The sequence below is a fragment of the Sphaerotilus mobilis genome (assembly GCF_004216565.1).
Lineage (GTDB): Bacteria > Pseudomonadota > Gammaproteobacteria > Burkholderiales > Burkholderiaceae_C > Sphaerotilus > Sphaerotilus mobilis.
This window is the reverse complement of record NZ_SGWV01000014.1, coordinates 72,238-89,931: the sequence shown is the minus strand read 5'-3', so window position 1 is coordinate 89,931 and position 17,694 is coordinate 72,238. Positions and strand designations below refer to the sequence as shown.

Below are 17,694 nucleotides of genomic sequence, written 5' to 3'. Positions count from 1 at the left end.
CTTCACCATCACCCGCAACCCGTCGGAGATGGGCCGGCTGCTCAAGGGCCTGCTCTGATCGATCTGGATCAGCCTTGATCCGATGAGGCGGATCAACCGGTCCGCCTCATCCGTCACGAGGGCCCCGCGCTGCAAGGCGCGGGGCCCTCGGCGTTGGTGGGGCGTCGTTGTCAAGGCCGACCAGTAAACTGCGGCGCAACGGTCGATGCACCTGCCGCAGCCGCAGCCGGTGCCCGATGAACAGCACCAGATCGACACCATGCCACTGCCCGCTCGCCCTGTCCGCCCTGCCCTCGTCACCGCCGCCCTTGCCGCGCTGATGGCCCTGCCCTGCAGCCTGCCGCTGGCACAAGCCCAGACCAGCGCACCTGCATCGGCACCGGCATCGGCCAAGGCCGCGCTCAGCGTCGAGGTCGTCAGCCCCGTCAGCGCCCAGGTCCCGGTGACCTTGCAGGCCAACGGCAACATCGCCGCCTGGCAGGAAGCCAGCATCGGCGCCGAAATCGCCGGCCTGCGGCTGGTCGAGGTGCGGGTCGATGTCGGCGACCGGGTCCGCAAGGGCCAGCTGCTGGCGGTCTTCAACAGCGAAACGATCCGGGCCGACCTGGCCCAGCTGGAAGCCGCGTTGGCACAGGCCCGGGCCGCCCAGGCCGATGCGGTCGACAACGCCGAACGCACCCGTGCCTTGCGCGACACCGGCGCGCTGAGCGCCCAGCAGATTCAGCAGGCCCTGAGCGCCGAAACGGCGGCGCAGGCCGGCGTGGCGGCCGCCCAGGCCGCCGTGCAGGCCCAGCAGTTGCGCCTGGCGCAGACCCGCGTGGTCGCGCCCGACGACGGCGTGATCAGCGCCCGCACCGCCACGGTCGGCGCCATCGGCGGCGCCGGGGTCGACCTGTTCAAGCTGATCCGCGGTGGCCGCATCGAGTGGCGCGCCGAGGTGCCCGCCGCCGAACTGGTCCGACTGAAGGCCGGCGACAAGGCCCAGCTGACGACGCCGGCTGGCCGCAGCGTCACCGGCAAGGTGCGCAAGATCGCCCCGACGGTCGATGCGCAGAGCCGTAACGGCCTGGTCCTGGTCGACCTGCCCGTCGGCCCGGAAGGCGACCTCAAGCCGGGCATGTTCGCGCGCGGCGAGTTCAGCTTCGACAGCCGGCCGTCCCTGACGCTGCCGGCCAGCGCCGTGCTGCTGCGCGATGGCCGCGCGGTGGTCATGCAGGTCGGCGCCGACCAGAAGGTGCGGCAGACCGTCGTGCGTGTGCTGGCGCGGCTGGATCAGCGCGTGGCCGTCGAAGGCCTCGATGCGAGCGCGCGGGTGGTGCGCCAGGGTGGCGCTTTCCTGAGCGACGGCGACACGGTGCGCATCGTGACGGCCCCGACACTGCCGACCAAGGCCGCAGCGGTGGCCGCGCCGAAGTCCTGAGCACCCCAAGACCCGAACGACCCGAACGCCCCACGCCACCATGAACGTTTCCGCCTGGTCGATCCGCAACCCCATCCCGGCCGTGATGCTGTTCGTCCTGCTGACCTTGGCAGGGCTGATGAGCTTCCGGGCGATGAAGATCCAGAACTTCCCGGATCTGGACCTGCCCACCGTGACGGTCAGCGCCGCGCTGCCCGGCGCCGCACCGGCCCAGCTCGAGACCGAGGTGGCGCGCAAGATCGAGAACGCGGTGGCCGCGCTGCAGGGCGTCAAGCACATCTACAGCAAGGTGCAGGACGGCGTCGCCACGGTGACGGTCGAGTTCCGGCTGGAGAAGACCACGCAGGAGGCGGTCGACGATGTGCGCGATGCCGTCAACCGCATCCGCGCCGACCTGCCGGGCGACCTGCGCGACCCGCAGATCAGCAAGATGAACCTGGCGGGCACGCCGATCCTGACCTACACGATCGCGTCGAGCCGGCTGGACGAGGAAGGCCTGAGCTGGTTCGTCGACAACGACGTGACCAAGGCGCTGCTGAGCGTCAACGGCGTCGGCTCGGTGGCCCGCGTGGGCGGCGTCACGCGCGAGCTTCGTGTTGAGCTGGACCCGGCCCGGCTGCTGGCGCTTGGCGCGACGGCGTCGGACGTCTCGCGCCAGCTGCGCGCGGTCCAGCAGGACGCCTCGGGTGGCCGCACCGACTGGGGCGGCAGCGAGCAGACCGTGCGCACGCTGGCCACGGTCAAGTCGGCCGAGGAACTGGCCGCGCTGGACATCCCGCTGAGCGACGGCCGGCGCATCCGCCTGTCACAGGTTGCCAGGGTCAGCGACACGGTGGCCGAACAACGCAGCGCCGCGCTGCTGGACGGCAAGCCGGTGGTCGGCTTCGAAATCACCCGCAGCCGCGGCGCCAGCGAGGTCGACGTCGAGGCTGGCGTGCAGCGTGTGGTGGCCCAACTGCTGGCCGATCACCCCGACCTGAGCTTCGACCAGGCCTTCAACATGGTTGAGCCGGTGGTCGACAACTACGACGGCTCGCTGGCCCTGCTCTACGAGGGCGCGATCCTGGCGATCATCGTGGTCTGGTTCTTCCTGCGCGACTGGCGCGCCACCTTCGTCGCCGCCACGGCCCTGCCGCTGTCGGTCGTGCCGGCCTTCATCGGCATGTGGTATCTCGGCTTCTCGGTCAACGTGGTGACGCTGCTGAGCCTGTCGCTGGTGGTGGGCATCCTGGTCGACGACGCCATCGTCGAGATCGAGAACATCGTGCGCCACCTGCGCATGGGCAAGTCGCCCTACCAAGCGGCGATGGAGGCGGCCGACGAGATCGGCCTGGCGGTGATTGCCACCACCTTCACGCTGATCGCGGTCTTCCTGCCGACCGCCTTCATGGCCGGCATCCCCGGCAAGTTCTTCAAGCAGTTCGGCTGGACCGCCGCGCTGGCGGTGTTCGCCTCGCTGGTGGTCGCCCGGGTGCTGACGCCGATGATGTCGGCCTACCTGCTCAAGCCCATCGTGGCCGGCCATGGCGGCGAGGACGGCCGGATCATGAAGGCCTATCTGCGCGGGGTCGCCTGGAGCATCCGGCACCGCCTGGTGACCGCCATCGGCGCGGTGCTGTTCTTTGTCGGCTCGATCATGCTGGTGCCGCTGCTGCCCACCGGCTTCATCCCGGCCGACGACTTCAGCCAGTCGCAGGTGTCGATCGAACTGCCGCCGGGCAGCACCTTCCACGACACGCTGAACGCCGCCGAACAGGCCCGCGCCATCGTGCTGGCCAACCCGATGGTGACCAAGGTCTACACCGCCGTCGGCGGTGGCGCATCGGGTGCGGATCCCTTCATGGGCGGCGGCGTGTCTGAGGTGCGCAAGGCCACGCTGACCCTGACGCTCAAGCCACGTGACCAGCGCACCGGCACCCGCAAGCAGGTCATCGAACGCGAGCTGCGCGAGGCCATGCAGGGCCTGCCGGGCGCACGGGTCACCGTCGGCCTGGGTGGCTCGGGCGAGAAGTACGTGCTGGTGCTGTCGGGCAACGACGGCAACACCCTGCTGGAGGCCGCCCAGGCGGTCGAGCGTGACCTGCGCAGCCTGCCCGGCCTGGGCAACATCGCGTCCACCGCCAGCCTGGTGCGGCCCGAACTCGTGATCCGCCCGGACGCCGCCCTGGCCGCCGATGCCGGCGTGACCTCGGCGGTGATCGCCGACACGCTGCGCATCGCCACCGCCGGCGACTTCGACAGCGGCCTGTCCAAGCTCAACCTCGCGCAGCGCCAGGTGCCCATCGTCGTGCGCCTGCCCGATGCCGCGCGGCAGGATCCGGCGCTGCTCGGCCAGCTGACCGTGCCCGGTCGCAATGGGCCGATCCGCTTGTCCAACATCGCCCAGATCGGCCTGGAGACCGGCCCGGCGCAGATCGACCGCTTCGACCGCCAGCGCAACATCAACTTCGAGGTCGAGCTCAACGGCCAGCCGCTGGGTGACGTCGCCGCCGCCGTCGAGAAGCTGCCGTCCGTGGTCAATCTGCCGGCCGGCGTGAGCCGCGCCAACTTCGGCGACGCCGAGGTGATGGGCGAGCTGTTCGCCAGCTTCGGCCTGGCCATGCTGACCGGCGTGCTGTGCATCTACATCGTGCTGGTGCTGCTGTTCAAGGGCTTCATGCAGCCGGTGACCATCCTGGCTGCGTTGCCGCTGTCGCTGGGTGGCGCCTTCGTCGCGCTGCTGTTGACCAAGAGCGCGTTCTCGATGCCCTCGCTGATCGGCCTGATCATGCTGATGGGCATCGCCACCAAGAACTCGATCCTGCTGGTCGACTACGCCATCATCGCCCGACGCGACGGCATGGGCCGCTACGACGCGCTGATCGACGCCTGCCACAAGCGCGCCCGGCCGATCGTCATGACCACCATCGCCATGGGTGCGGGCATGTTGCCGATCGCCCTGGGCCTGGGCACCGACCCGAGCTTCCGCCAACCCATGGCCGTGGCCGTCATCGGCGGCCTGATCACCTCGACCTTCCTGAGCCTGCTGGTGGTGCCCGTGGTGTTCACCTATGTGGACGACCTGGTGCGCCTGACCCTGGGCGGCATCGCCCGCCTGCGCGGCAGCGGCAAGGTCCCCGTCACATCGGCCGGTCAGGCCTGACGAGACCGCTCCCCACAGCGCCATGGTCAAGCTTCCTCGCTGGCTGCGTCGACACCCGGATCCGTCGGCTCTCGCCAGCCTGGAGGCACCCGCGTCGCCCAGCGTGCCCACCACCGCGCGTGTGGTGCTGCCCTTCATCGCCTTTGGCGTGGCGTGGATCCTCGGCTCGGACCACCTGCTCGATGTCCTGTTCGAGGACAAGGATCTGCTTCGGCAGCTGCAGTCCGGCAAAGGCATCGTGTTCGTGCTGCTGTCGGCCTGGCTGATCCATGAGCTGGTGCGACACAGCCAGCGCGTCAGCGCACACCAGCGCGATGTGCTGCGCAACGAACGCGACCGGCTGGCGCAGATCCTCCGTGTCTCGCCGACGCTGATCTACGCCCTGCGCCCGCCGACGGCGGAGATGGGCTGGCGCATCGAACACATCGGCGAGAACGTCGAACGCATCACCGGCTACCCGGCGGTCGACTGGCTTGCGACACCGGACTACCTGCGCCAGCACATCCATCCGGACGACCTGGCGCACTTCGATGCCTCGCAGCGTCGCCTGATGCTCGACGGCGAGCTTCAACATGAATACCGCTTCCGCCGGGGCGACGGCCAGTGGCGCTGGATCGATGACCACCTGCGCGTGATCTTCGATGCCGACGGTGCGCCGCGCCATGTCGTGGGCGCCTGGCTGGACGTCACCGAGCGCAAGCAGGCCGAGATCGACCTGCGCGAGGCGGCCACGCGCTATCAGGAACTGTTCGAGATCAACCCCTGGCCGATGTGGGTCTATGACCTGGAGACCCTGCGCTTCCACTCGGTCAACAACGCCACGGTGGCGGCCTATGGCTACAGCCGCGACGAGTTCATGACGATGACCGTCGCCGATGTCCGGCCGGCCAACCAATATGCCGAGCTGATGCAGCGCATCGAGCAGATCCGCCAGCGCGACGACCCGTTCTCGATCTCCGGCGAGCTGCAGCACAAGCGCAAGGACGGCAGCCTGTTCTGGATCGAGCTGAGCGGCCACACCTTCCTGCGTGACGGACGTCGCTTGCGCCTGGTGCTGGCCAAGGACGTCAGCGATAGGCACCGCGCCGACGAACACCTGCGTCTGATCGGCCAGGTCTTCCAGCTCAGCCACGAGGGCATCTTCATCACCGACGCCCGAGGCCGCTTCGTGGCCGTCAACCAGTCCTTTGCCGAGATCACCGGCTACGGCCCGGACGAGGTGCGGGGGCGCACCCCTGCGATCCTGAAGTCGGGCCGGCAGGACGCGGCCTTCTACCAGGCCATGTGGTCGCGGCTGCTGCGCGACGGGCGCTGGGAAGGCGAGATCTGGAACCGCCGCAAGTCCGGCGAGGTCTTCCCCGAATGGCTATCGATCAGCGCCATCCGCGACGCCAGCGGCCACGTCGAGCGCTACCTGGGCATCTTCACCGACACCAGCGCCCGCAAGGCCGCCGACGCCCGCATCGCCCACCTGCAGTCGCACGACGCACTGACGGGGCTGCCCAATGCGGTGCTGCTGGCCGACCGCGCGCAGGTGGCCTTCGCCACCGCCCTGCGCAACCGCAGCGCGGTGGCGGTGCTGCACGTCAACATCGACCACTTCGGCGCCATCAACGAGTCCTACGGCCACGACGTCGGCGACACCCTGCTCAAGACCCTGGCGGCCCGGATGCTCGCCGCCGTCGCCCCTGAGGACACCGTCTCGCGGCGCGGTGCCGACGACTTCATCGTGCTGCTGGCGGGCAGCCACACGCAGGAACTCAGCCAGCGGGCCCTGCGCCTGAAGGACGTGCTGGCCAAGGAAGTGGCCCTGGGCGACCAGACCTTTCACGTGGTGGCCAGCATCGGCATCGCCGAGTACCCCACCGACGGTGCCGAACTCGCCGCGCTGCTGCAGGCCGCCGAGTCGGCCGTCCAGCAGGCCAAGCGCGAGGGCGGCGACCGGCTGGGCTTCTACTCGCGCGCCAGCCATGAACAGGTGCGCGAGACGCTGGCGCTCGAACGTGCGCTGCGGCAGGCGCTGGGCCGCAACGAGCTGCGGCTGCACTACCAGGGCCAGTTCGACGCCGTCAGCGGCGCCCTGGTCGGCGCCGAGGCGCTGCTGCGCTGGCAGCACCCGGAGCTGGGCCTGGTGTCGCCGGCACGCTTCATCCCGATCGCCGAATCCAGCGGCCTGATCCGCCCGATCGGCCTGTGGGTCATGAACGAGGCCCTGCGTCAGGTCGCCGCCTGGCGCGATGCCGGCTTGCCGGTGGTGCCGGTGGCGGTCAACCTCTCGCTGGCCCAGTTCCGCGATCCGGACCTGCGTGACCACGTCATCGCCGCGCTGCGCGCGAGTGGCCTGAGCGCGACGATGCTGGAGCTGGAACTGACCGAGAGCATCGCGATGGAAGACAGCGAGCACACCATCGCCACCGTCGACAGCCTCAAGCGCCTGGGCGTGCAGCTGGCGATCGACGACTTCGGCACCGGCTACTCGTCGCTGAGCTACCTCAAGCGCCTGTCGGTCGACCGCCTCAAGATCGACCAGTCCTTCGTGCGCGGCCTGCGCTACGACCCGGACGACGAGGCCATCGTGCGCAGCGTCATCGGCCTGGCCCGCAGCCTGGGCCTGCAGACCCTGGCCGAAGGCGTCGAGACCGAGGAGCAGCTGAGCTTCCTGCGCGACGAGGGCTGCCAGCAGATCCAGGGCTACCTCAAGGCCCGCCCGATGCCGCCGGAGGCGTTTGCGCAGCAGGTGCTGCTTGCGGCGTCACCGCCGATCGTGTCCTGAGCAAGCTGCCGCCGTCCCGGAGCTGCTGCATCAGCATGTCCGGGGTCCGGGCGATGTGGGCCTCGAGCGCCAGCGCGGCGCGCGCCTCCTGACCACTCAAGGCCATCTCGACGATCAGCGCATGTTCGGCATGCACATCCCGGTTGCTGCCGGGCAGACCGATCGCCGCGCGGCGGTAGCGCTCGGAATGCTGCGAGAGCTGCTGCAGCACCTTGAAGGTCCAGGGCGAGTCGATGCCCGAGATCAGCGCCTCGTGCAGGCGCCGGTTGGCCAGCTCCCAGCGGCGCGCGTCGCTGGGCAGCAGCGGTTGCTCGATCGCGCTGATGTCGTCAAACGCCGCCTTCACCCGCGTGCGCCAGGCCGCATCACCCTCGCGCACCGAGCGTCGCAGCGCCTCGATCTCGATCTGCACCCGCAGCTTCGTCAGGTCGGCCAGATCGGCCAGCGCCATCGGTGCGACGCGGAAACCGCGCTGGCCTTCGGCCACCACCAGCGCGTCGCTGACCAGCCGCGTGATCGCTTCGCGCAGCGTGCCGGCGCCCACGCCGTAGTGGTCCTTGAGGTGCTCCACACGCAGCTTCTCGCCGGGCGGCAGGCGGCCGTCGAGGATGTCCTCGCGCAGCTGCGCATAGGCCTGCTCGATGAGCGTGCGCGAGCCGCCCAGCGGCGAACGCGGGTCGCCGTCGTGGCCGGGTGTCTGGATGTAGGGTCGCTTGGCCATGGTGAGGTCGATCCTGCGGACTCAGTCCCGCAACCGTTCCTTGACCCGCGCCAGCCGGTAACTGAGCTGCGGTCGTGACAGACCCAGCGTTCGCGCGGCCGCCGCCAGATTGCCCTTGCTGCGCGCGACGGCCTCCTGGATCAGGCTGTCTTCCAGCGCATCGAGGCTCAGGCCGCCTTGCAGCAGGGCATCGAGCAGGTGGCCGTCGGTGGCCGGCGTCACACGTTCGAGGTGGCCTTCGGCACTGACGGTCACGCCGCCAGTCCCATCCTTCCCGTGGCCGGGCGGTGTCGGGAACAGGTCATCGACGTCGATGGCCTCGCCGCTGCCGCACAGGATGACGCCGCGCTCGATCAGGTTCTCCAGCTCGCGCACATTGCCCGGCCAGCCGTGGTGACGCATGGCGTCCAGCGCCCGGTCGGTCAGGCCGCCGATGCGCTTCTGGTGCAGGGCCGAGTAGTGGCGCAGCAGGTGCACGGCGAGCGGCTCGATGTCTTCGACCCGTTCGCGCAGCGACGGGATCGGGATCGGGTAGACGTTGAGCCGGTACATCAGGTCGCGCCGGAAACGGCCGTTGGCGACCGCCGCTTCCAGGTCAACGTTCGTGGCCGCCACCACCCGCACGTCGACCTTGCGGACTTGGGTGCCGCCCAGGCGCTCGATCTCGCCGTTCTGCAGCGCGCGCAAGAGCTTGGCCTGCGCCGGCAATGGCATCTCGCCCAGCTCGTCGAGGAAGAGCGTGCCGCCGTCGGCGCGCTCGAAGCGGCCGATGCGGGCGCTGGCTGCGCCGGTGTAGGCACCCTTCTCGGCGCCGAACAATTCACTCTCGATCAGGTCGGCCGGCAGGGCCGCGCAGTTGACCGCGACGAAGGGCTTGGCCGCACGCCCGCTCATCGCATGCAGGGATCGGGCGAAGCGCTCCTTGCCCACGCCCGTCTCGCCCGTCAGCAACACCGTCACCTGCGTGCCGGCCGCCTTGCGCAGCAGGCCGGCAGCGCGCTGGAAGGCGCGTGACTGGCCAATCAGCTCGCCCAGTTCGTCGCGCGGAGCCAAGGTCTCGCGCAGCGTGTCGACGGTGGACTGCAGGTCCTCGATGCGCACCAGCATCGAGTCGGCGTCGTAGTCACGCGCCAGCTGCTCGCCATCGGGCCAGTCCTCCAGCACGCGGCCCTCGATGCGGCAATGCGCGGCGCCGCAGGCCGAACACTCGGTCTCGCGGTAGATCACTGGCCGGCCCATGAAGGCGCTCACATAGCCCGAGGCGTAACCGATCAGCATCCAGCAGACGGGCTCCTGCTGCGGACCGAAATGGCGCACATGGGTCTCGACCTCCCAGGAATGGTCCCAGCGGAACATCCCCAGATGGTGACCCGCCTCCAGGTCCATCTCGAAGCGTTCGGGCGTGACCTGCACGGCGCCTTCGAGCATGTGCAGCTGCGGGCCGACGGCGAACTGTTCGAAGGGCGTTGCATCCGGCCGCACCTGGCGCGCCAGTGCGGCGTCACGCTGGCCAGCCGCATAGCCCGCTCGCATCAGGACCCGACGTGCCTGCTGCGGGCCGATCGTCTGGATCAGTTCTCGCCGCAGGGAGCCCAGCGCCTCGACGTGCACCAGCAGCATGCGGTGTCCAGCCAGCCAGATCCTTCCGTCGCCGGCAGAGAAATGCACCAGGCGACGCAGATCGGCATCGGGCGGAAGGTGAAACGGGCGATCGGCGCTCATGCCAGAACTATCGATAAAAACCCTGAACCTGTCATCCGGGACGATCCTGAGTCACCCCGACGATCGGCGCCGCCGCTCGTGCGTCACTCATCGAAAAAGTGATCATTTGATCAATCTGGATGCTGGAACGCCTCAGGAAATGATCATGCTGCGCTGCAGAAGCCCGATGGATCACCGTCCATCGTCCAGGACAAGACCTGTACCCGGGTCAAGCCCATTGTTCAAATCTTGGTGTTTTCCCTAAAATTATCGAGATTCTGAGGCGTCAGCGGCGACTCAGGCATGTCATGTGCGTTGGAAGCTGGCATGCCGCACGACCACCCCGCACCGCCAGCGCAGACCGAATGGCCCGACGTCGACCTGATGCGCCGCTATGTGCGCATCCAGGAACGCCGCGAAGACGGCCTGGTGGCCTTCGAGTTCTCGATCGGCTGGCCCGAACTGGCCGTCGAGCTGCTGCTGCCCGCAAGGGCCTTCGAAGAGTTCTGCGCTGTCAACCGGGCGGTCGTCCTGACGGACTGAGCCGCGCCACCTGAATCACGTACCGAGAACCCGCCGGCACGCACCGGCCACAGGAGACAAGACCGATGAACATCGACCTGCAGGCACGCGAGATCACCCCGCTGCGCCAGACCTATGAACACGTCGCCCGCTACATCGGTGGCGACAAGGCGGCAACGCGCTACCAGGAGGCCACCTTCGGCGCCCAGCCGATGGTGAACTTCCACTACCGCCCGACCTGGGACCCGACGCACGAGCTGTTCGACGCCAGCCGCAGCGCCATCGTCCTGGCCGACTGGTACGTGCTGAAGGACCCGCGCCAGTTCTATTACGCCACCTGGACGATGACCCGCGCCCGCCAGCAGGACGCGATGGAGTCGGCCGCGCAGTTCGTCGAATCACGCGGACTGGCCGCACGCATGAGCGACGTGCAGAAGAGCCACGCGCTGGCGGTGTTGCTGCCACTGCGCCATGTGGCCTGGGGCGCCAACATGAACAACGCCTCGGTCTGCGCCTATGGCTACGGCACCGCCTTCACCGCACCGGCCATGTTCCATGCGATGGACAACCTGGGCGTGGCGCAGTACCTGACCAAGCTCGGCCTGGCGCTGGGCGAGCCCGAGGTGCTGGACGCCGGCAAGGCTGCCTGGCTGAGCGAGCCGCGCTGGCAGCCGCTGCGCCAGCTGGTCGAGGACAGCTTCGTGGTCGCCGACCCCTTCGAGCTGTTCGTGGCCCAGAACCTGGCCATCGACGGCCTGCTCTACCCGCTGGTCTACAGCCACTACGTCGACGACCACCTGGCGATGCAGGGCGGCACGGCGGTTGCCATGCTGACCAGCTTCATGACCGAGTGGCAGGCCGAGTCCTCGCGCTGGATCGACGCCGTCATCCGGACCGCCGCAGCCGAGTCCACCGCCAACCGCGCCACGCTGGCCGGCTGGGCCACGGCCTGGGCCGACCGCGCACAAGCCGCGCTCGCTCCGGTCGCCGACCTGGCCCTGGGCGAGCACGGCGCGAATGCGCTGGCCGAGGTCCGGCAGGCGCTCGACGCCCGCATCGCCAAGCTCGGACTCACCGCCTGAGCCACCCCAGACGCCCCTCAGCCCCATCGCAAGGACACGCCCCATGTCGAACGTCTTCATCGCCTTCCAGGCCAACGAGGAATCGCGTCCGGTGATCGACGCCATCGTCGCCGACAACCCCAACGCCGTCGTCACCCACCCGACCGGGCTGGTCAAGGTCGACGCCCCCGATCGCCTGACGATCCGCCGCGCCACGATCGAGGACCAGACCGGCCGGCCCTATGACCTGCAGGCGCTGCACATCAACCTCGTCACCCTGTCCGGCCACATCGACGAGGACGACGACCAGCTCACCTTGAGCTGGAAGCACTGAGCCGCGAAGACACATCGAACACGTCGCAACCAACGACCACGAGGAGACAAGCATGGACACCCGCGTCACCAAGAAGAAGCTGGGCCTGAAGGAGCGGTACGCCGCCATGACCCGAGGCCTGGGCTGGGAGACCACCTACCAGCCGATGGAAAAGGTCTTCCCCTACGACCACTACGAGGGCATCAAGATCCACGACTGGGACAAGTGGGAGGACCCCTTCCGCCTGACGATGGACGCCTACTGGAAGTACCAGGGCGAGAAGGAGAAGAAGCTCTACGCGGTGATCGAGGCGTTTGCCCAGAACCACGGCGAGCTGGGCGTGACGGACGCGCGCTACATCAACGCGCTCAAGCTCTTCATCCAGGGCGTGACGCCGCTGGAGTACTACGCGCACCGCGGCTTTGCCCATGTCGGCCGCCAGTTCACCGGCGAAGGTGCGCGCGTGGCTGCGCAGATGCAGTCGATCGACGAGCTGCGCCACTACCAGACCGAGACCCATGCGATCTCGCACTACAACAAGTATTTCAACGGCATGCACCATTCGAACCACTGGTTCGACCGGGTCTGGTATCTGTCGGTGCCCAAGTCCTTCTTCGAAGATGCCTGCACCGGTGGGCCGTTCGAGTTCCTGACCGCTGTCAGCTTCTCCTTCGAGTACGTGCTGACCAACCTGCTGTTCGTGCCGTTCATGAGCGGCGCGGCGCACAACGGCGACATGAGCACGGTGACCTTCGGCTTCAGCGCGCAGTCCGACGAGTCGCGCCACATGACGTTGGGCATCGAGTGCATCAAGTTCATGCTCGAACAGGATCCGGCCAATGTGCCGATCGTGCAGAAGTGGATCGACAAGTGGTTCTGGCGCGGCTATCGCCTGCTGACCCTGGTCGCCATGATGCAGGACTACATGCTGCCCAAGCGTGTGATGAGCTGGAAGGAAGCCTGGGAGATGTACGCCGAGCAGAACGGCGGCGCGCTGTTCAAGGACCTGGCCCGCTACGGCATCCGCGAGCCCGCCGGCTGGAAGCAGGCTTGCGAGGGCAAGGACCACATCAGCCACCAGGCCTGGAGCACCTTTTTCGGCTTCAACGCCGCCGCGCCATTCCACACCTGGGTGCCGAGCGACGAGGAACTCGACTGGCTCTCGTCCAAGTACCCCGACACCTTCGACAGGTACTACCGCCCGCGCTGGGAACACCACCGCCAGCAGCAGGCCGAGGGCAAGCGCTTCTACATCAAGACGCTGCCGATGCTGTGCACCACCTGCCAGATCCCGATGCTGTTCACCGAGATGGGTGACCCGACCGAGATCTGCTACCGCGACAGCGACTACCTCGGCAACAAGTACCACTTCTGCTCGGACCACTGCCAGCACATCTTCGAGGACGAGCCCGAGAAGTACGTGCAGAGCTGGCTGCCGGTGCAGCAGATCTACCAGGGCCATTGCTTCAAGCCGGGCACCGACCCGACGGCCGAAGGCTTCGACCCGCTGATCGCCGTGCTGCAGTACTACGAGATGGAGATCGGCCGCGACAACTTCGACTTCCACGGCTCGGAAGACCAGAAGAACTTCGCCGCCTGGCGCGGTGAAGGTGACGGCACGAGTGCCAGCGCCAGCACGCAAGGAGACACGAAATGAGCGTCGTCGCGATCGGACCGTACGACTTCCCGATGAAGGACGTGCGCGAGAACTTTCCCGCGCCCCTGCTCTTCATCGCCTGGGACCGCCACCTGATGTACCCGGCGCCCTTCTGTCTGCCCTTGCCACCGGACATGCCCTTCGGCGCGCTGTCGCAGGCCGTGCTGCCGGGCATCTACGGCGAGCACCCGGACTTCGCCAAGATCGACTGGTCGACCGTGCAATGGCTCAAGGGCAACCAGCCCTGGTCGCCGGACCCGACCAAGTCGCTTGCCGACAACGGCCTGCGCCACAAGGACGCGATCCGCTTCCGCACGCCGGGCCTGGACGGGCTGGCGGGGTCGAGCAGCTGAGCGCGGACCTGAAGGTCGAACGATGTTTCAACTCACGATCGATCCGCTGGGTGCCACCATCGATCTGGCCGAAGGCCAGACCCTGCTGGACGCGGCCCTGCGGCAAGGCATCCACATCCCGCATGCCTGCGGACACGGCCTGTGCGGCACCTGCAAGGTCCGCGTCTGCGCCGGCAGCGTCGACCATGGTGCCGCCAACCCGTTCGCACTGATGGACTTCGAGCGCGAGGACGGCCAGACCCTGGCCTGCTGCGCAACCGCCTGCGAGGACGTGGTGATCGAGGCCGACGTCGACGAGGAGCCCGATGCCGAGGTCATCCCGGTGCGCGACTTCGCCGTCACGGTCGAGCGCATCGTCGACCTGACGCCGACCATCAAGGGCATGCACCTGGCGCTGGACCGCTCGGTCACGGGTCTGCACTTCCAGGCCGGCCAGTACGTACAGCTGGAGATCCCGGGGCTCGGCCAGTCCCGTGCCTTCTCGATCGCCAACGCGCCGCACGAGGTCGAACGCAGCGGCCACATCGAGCTGCATGTGCGGCGCGTGCCCGGCGGCGTCGGCACCGGCTGGCTGCACGATCAACTGAAGGTCGGCGACCGCCTGCGCCTGGCCGGTCCCTATGGCCGCTTCTTCGTGCGCAAGTCCATCGCCCAGCCCCTGCTGTTCATGGCCGGCGGCTCGGGGCTGTCTAGCCCGCGCTCGATGATCCTGGACCTGCTGGCCGGTGGCTGCACGCTGCCGATCACGCTGGTCTACGGCCAGCGTTGCCGCGAAGAGCTGTATGGCGACGACGAGTTCCGCGCACTGGCTGCGCAGCACGCCAACTTCCGCTACCTGCCGACCCTGTCGGCCGAGCCGGAAGGCTCGACCTGGAGCGGCGCACGCGGCTTCGTGCACGAGGCCGCCGCGACGCTCTACCCGCAGGGTTACGCCGGCCAGCAGGCCTACCTGTGCGGGCCACCGCCCATGATCGAAGCCTGCCTGGCCGCGCTGATGCAGGGCCGGCTCTACGAACGCGACATCCACACCGAGAAGTTCCTCTCGGCGGCGGATGCGCAAGGCCCGCGCAGCCCGCTGTTCAAGCGGGTCTGAGGAGGCTCACACGATGAGCCTCTTCGACACCCGCCCCAAGGTCACCGTGCTGGTCGAGCAGACCGGCGAACACTACCCCTGCGCCACCACCGAGAGCCTGCTGCAGGGCATGTTGCGGCTGGGCCGCAAGGGCATCCCGGTGGGCTGCGTCAACGGCGGCTGCGGCGTCTGCAAGGTCCGCATCGTCGAGGGCGAGGTGCAGTCGCTCGGGCCGGTCAGCCGGGCCCACGTCAGCGCCGAGGAATCGGCCCAGGGCTGCACGCTGGCCTGCCGGGTCGCCCCCACCAGCGCCGTTCGCCTGCAGGTGATCGGCAAGTTCGAGAAACCGTTTTCCAAGGGGTATGCCAGTTCGGTCAACCCCGCAACCACCGAAAGAGGAGACTGACATGGGTGTGATGCGCATCGGGCACGCGAGCCTGAAGGTGATGGACATGGCCGCGGCCGTCAAGCACTACGAGAACGTGCTGGGCCTGAAGACGACGATGCAGGACAAGGCCGGCAACGTCTACCTGAAGTGTTGGGACGAGTGGGACAAGTTCTCGCTGATCCTGACGCCGTCGGACCAGGCCGGCCTGAACCATGTCGCCTACAAGGTCGAGAAGGACGCCGACCTCGACACCCTGCAGGCCAAGGTCGAGGCCTGGGGCGTCAAGACCACGATGCTGCCCGAGGGCACGCTGCCATCGACCGGCCGCATGCTGCAGTTCAACCTGCCCAGCGGCCACGAGTTCCGTCTCTACGCGATGAAGGAATACGTCGGCACCAGCGTGGGCACCACCAACCCGGACCCGTGGCCCGATGACCTCAAGGGCGCTGGCGCGCACTGGCTGGACCACCTGCTGCTGATGTGCGAGATGAACCCCGCCGAGGGCATCAACACCGTCGCCGACAACACCCGCTTCATGACCGAGGCGCTGGACTTCTTCCTCACTGAGCAGGTCGTGGTCGGCCCGGGCGGCTCGATCCAGGCCGCCACCTGGATGTCGCGCACCACCACGCCGCACGACATCGCCTTCGTCGGCGGCGCCCGCAGCGGCCTGCATCACATCGCCTACTTCCTGGACTCGTGGCACGACGTGCTGAAGGCTGCAGACGTGATGGCCAAGAACAAGACCCGCATCGACGTGGCACCGACCCGCCACGGCATCACGCGCGGCGAGACCATCTACTTCTTCGACCCGAGCGGCAACCGCAACGAGACCTTCGCCGGCCTGGGCTACCTGGCCCAGCGTGACCGCCCGGTCACGACCTGGACCGAAGACCAGCTGTGGTCCGGCATCTTCTATCACACGGGTGCGGCGGTGCCGTCCTTCACGGACGTCTACACCTGACCACGCCCTGAGCGGACGGAAGGCCGGGAAGCCCGATCAACACGGGCTTGCCGGTCTTCCACCCGAGCGACCTCTCGCGCTCCACACCACGTCCAGCAGTCCCGACGCACGACCATGAAACAGTTCCTCAACTTCATCAACGGCGAGTTCGTCGCCACCGGCAAGACCTTCGACAAGCGCACGCCGGTCGACAACCGCGTGATCGGTCAGGTCCATGAAGCCGGCATGGCCGAGGTCGATGCGGCCGTCGCCGCCGCCCATGCCGCGATGAAGGGCGAATGGGGCCGGCTGAGTGTGGTGCGCCGCACCGAGCTGCTGCATGCGGTGGCCGACGAGATCAACCGCCGCTTCGACGAGTTCCTGGCCGCCGAGCTGGCCGACACCGGCAAGCCGCACAGCCTGGCCTCGCACATCGACATCCCGCGCGGGGCGGCCAACTTCAAGGTCTTTGCCGACATCGTCAAGAACGTGCCGACCGAGAGCTTCACGATGACCACTCCAGACGGCGGAACCGCCGTCAGCTACGCGCTGCGCACGCCGCTGGGCGTCGTGGCGGTGGTCTGCCCCTGGAACCTGCCGCTGCTGCTGATGACCTGGAAGGTCGGCCCGGCGCTGGCCTGCGGCAACGCCGTGATCGTCAAGCCTTCCGAAGAGACCCCCGCCACCGCGACGCTGCTGGCCGAGGTCATGAACACGGTCGGCATCCCCAAGGGCGTCTACCAGGTGCTGCACGGTTTCGGGCCCGGTTCGGCCGGTGAGTTCCTGACCCGTCACCCGGACGTCGACGGCATCACCTTCACCGGCGAGACCCGCACGGGCGAGGCCATCATGGCCGCGGCTGCCAAGGGCGTGCGGCCGGTGTCCTTCGAGCTGGGCGGCAAGAACGCCGGCATCGTGTTCGCCGATGCCGACATCGACAAGGCTGTGGCCGGCATCACCCGCAGCGCCTTCGAAAACTGCGGCCAGGTCTGCCTGGGCACCGAGCGTGTCTATGTGCAGCGACCCATCTTCGACACCTTCGTGCAGGCCTTGAAGGCCAAGGCCGAGGCGCTGGTGATCGGCCCGCCCGACCAACCCGGTGTCGGCCTGGGCCCGTTGATCTCGGCCGAACACAAGCGCAAGGTCATGGACTACTACGCGCTGGCCGTCGCCGAAGGTGCAACCGTCGTGACCGGGGGTGGCGCCCCAGCCATGCCGGCCGCGCTGGCCGACGGCCACTGGGTCCAGCCGACCATCTGGACCGGCCTGCCCGAGAGCGCCCGCGTGATCCGCGAGGAGATCTTCGGCCCCTGTTGCCACATCGCCCCCTTCGACACCGAGGCCGAAGCCATCGCGCTGGCCAACGCGACCGACTACGGCCTGGCCACCACCGTCTGGACCCAGGACCTGGGCACGGCGCACCGCATGGCAGCGGCCATCGAGGTCGGCCTGTGCTGGATCAACAGCTGGTTCCTGCGCGACCTGCGCACGGCCTTCGGCGGTGCCAAGGCCTCGGGCATCGGCCGCGAAGGCGGCGTGCATTCGCTGGAGTTCTATACCGAACTTCGCAACGTGATGATCAAGCTGTGAGAACGACGCGCAGCGGCGTTCGAACGACGATCGACACC

General features: G+C 68.3%; 14 protein-coding genes. 12 read left to right on the top strand and 2 right to left on the bottom strand.

The annotated features are described in order from the left end of the window. Window positions 1–205: 205 nt before the first annotated feature. Genes EV685_RS20085 through EV685_RS20075 form a run of 3 tightly spaced genes read left to right on the top strand, consistent with a single transcriptional unit; the run spans window position 206 to window position 7,335 of the window. Window positions 206–1,420 carry an efflux RND transporter periplasmic adaptor subunit gene (locus EV685_RS20085; RefSeq protein WP_242615698.1) on the top strand — a complete coding sequence of 405 codons (1,215 nt, stop codon included), beginning with the start codon at window positions 206–208 and terminating at the stop codon, window positions 1,418–1,420. A 40-nt stretch (window positions 1,421–1,460) separates the two neighbouring features. After that, window positions 1,461–4,562 (top strand): efflux RND transporter permease subunit, encoded by a 3,102-nt coding sequence (locus EV685_RS20080; RefSeq protein WP_130483852.1) that lies wholly within the window; start codon window positions 1,461–1,463, stop codon window positions 4,560–4,562. Window positions 4,563–4,584: 22 nt separating this feature from the next. Beyond that, on the top strand, window positions 4,585–7,335 hold the full coding sequence (locus EV685_RS20075) for a sensor domain-containing protein (protein ID WP_130483851.1): 2,751 nt from the start codon (window positions 4,585–4,587) through the stop codon (window positions 7,333–7,335). Here the strand turns inward: EV685_RS20075 and EV685_RS20070 are convergent. Both EV685_RS20070 and EV685_RS20065 read right to left on the bottom strand, forming a co-directional pair. After that, window positions 7,259–8,056, bottom strand: a complete 798-nt coding sequence (locus tag EV685_RS20070) for a GntR family transcriptional regulator (RefSeq protein WP_130483850.1) — start codon at window positions 8,054–8,056, stop codon at window positions 7,259–7,261. The two genes, EV685_RS20075 and EV685_RS20070, sit on opposite strands and share 77 nt — an antisense overlap. A 21-nt stretch (window positions 8,057–8,077) precedes the next feature. Further along, a complete protein-coding gene (locus tag EV685_RS20065; RefSeq protein ID WP_130483849.1) occupies window positions 8,078–9,778 on the bottom strand; it encodes a sigma-54-dependent Fis family transcriptional regulator in 1,701 nt (566 codons plus the stop codon). 306 nt (window positions 9,779–10,084) lie between these two features. Here EV685_RS20065 and EV685_RS20060 point away from each other — a divergent pair, with 306 nt between their 5' ends. The 9 genes from EV685_RS20060 to EV685_RS20020 all read left to right on the top strand — a co-directional run bounded on the left by EV685_RS20060 (window position 10,085) and on the right by EV685_RS20020 (window position 17,656). Beyond that, the gene (locus EV685_RS20060) at window positions 10,085–10,300 is read left to right on the top strand and encodes a phenol hydroxylase subunit (RefSeq protein ID WP_130483848.1); all 216 of its coding nucleotides are present in this window, start codon (window positions 10,085–10,087) and stop codon (window positions 10,298–10,300) included. 65 nt (window positions 10,301–10,365) lie between these two features. Further along, a complete protein-coding gene (locus EV685_RS20055; RefSeq protein WP_130483847.1) occupies window positions 10,366–11,361 on the top strand; it encodes an aromatic/alkene monooxygenase hydroxylase subunit beta in 996 nt (331 codons plus the stop codon). 43 nt (window positions 11,362–11,404) lie between these two features. Next, a complete protein-coding gene (locus tag EV685_RS20050; RefSeq protein WP_130483846.1) occupies window positions 11,405–11,674 on the top strand; it encodes an MmoB/DmpM family protein in 270 nt (89 codons plus the stop codon). Window positions 11,675–11,726: 52 nt separating this feature from the next. Then, the gene (locus tag EV685_RS20045; RefSeq protein WP_130483845.1) at window positions 11,727–13,310 is read left to right on the top strand and encodes an aromatic/alkene/methane monooxygenase hydroxylase/oxygenase subunit alpha; all 1,584 of its coding nucleotides are present in this window, start codon (window positions 11,727–11,729) and stop codon (window positions 13,308–13,310) included. Next, entirely contained in the window at window positions 13,307–13,663 is a 357-nt protein-coding gene (locus EV685_RS20040) for a phenol hydroxylase subunit P4 (RefSeq protein ID WP_130483844.1), read from the top strand. Before EV685_RS20045 ends, EV685_RS20040 begins: the two co-directional genes overlap by 4 nt. A 22-nt stretch (window positions 13,664–13,685) precedes the next feature. Further along, complete coding sequence (locus tag EV685_RS20035) at window positions 13,686–14,756, top strand: NADH:ubiquinone reductase (Na(+)-transporting) subunit F (protein ID WP_130483843.1); 1,071 nt, start codon at window positions 13,686–13,688, stop codon at window positions 14,754–14,756. A 13-nt stretch (window positions 14,757–14,769) separates the two neighbouring features. Next, window positions 14,770–15,141, top strand: a complete 372-nt coding sequence (locus EV685_RS20030) for a 2Fe-2S iron-sulfur cluster binding domain-containing protein (protein WP_130483842.1) — start codon at window positions 14,770–14,772, stop codon at window positions 15,139–15,141. A gap of 1 nt (window position 15,142) precedes the next feature. Continuing rightward, window positions 15,143–16,087, top strand: a complete 945-nt coding sequence (locus tag EV685_RS20025; RefSeq protein WP_130483841.1) for a catechol 2,3-dioxygenase — start codon at window positions 15,143–15,145, stop codon at window positions 16,085–16,087. 114 nt (window positions 16,088–16,201) lie between these two features. Further along, window positions 16,202–17,656: a 2-hydroxymuconic semialdehyde dehydrogenase gene (locus EV685_RS20020; RefSeq protein WP_130483840.1), complete on the top strand. Its 1,455-nt coding sequence runs from the start codon at window positions 16,202–16,204 to the stop codon at window positions 17,654–17,656. The last annotated feature ends 38 nt before the right edge of the window (window positions 17,657–17,694 follow it).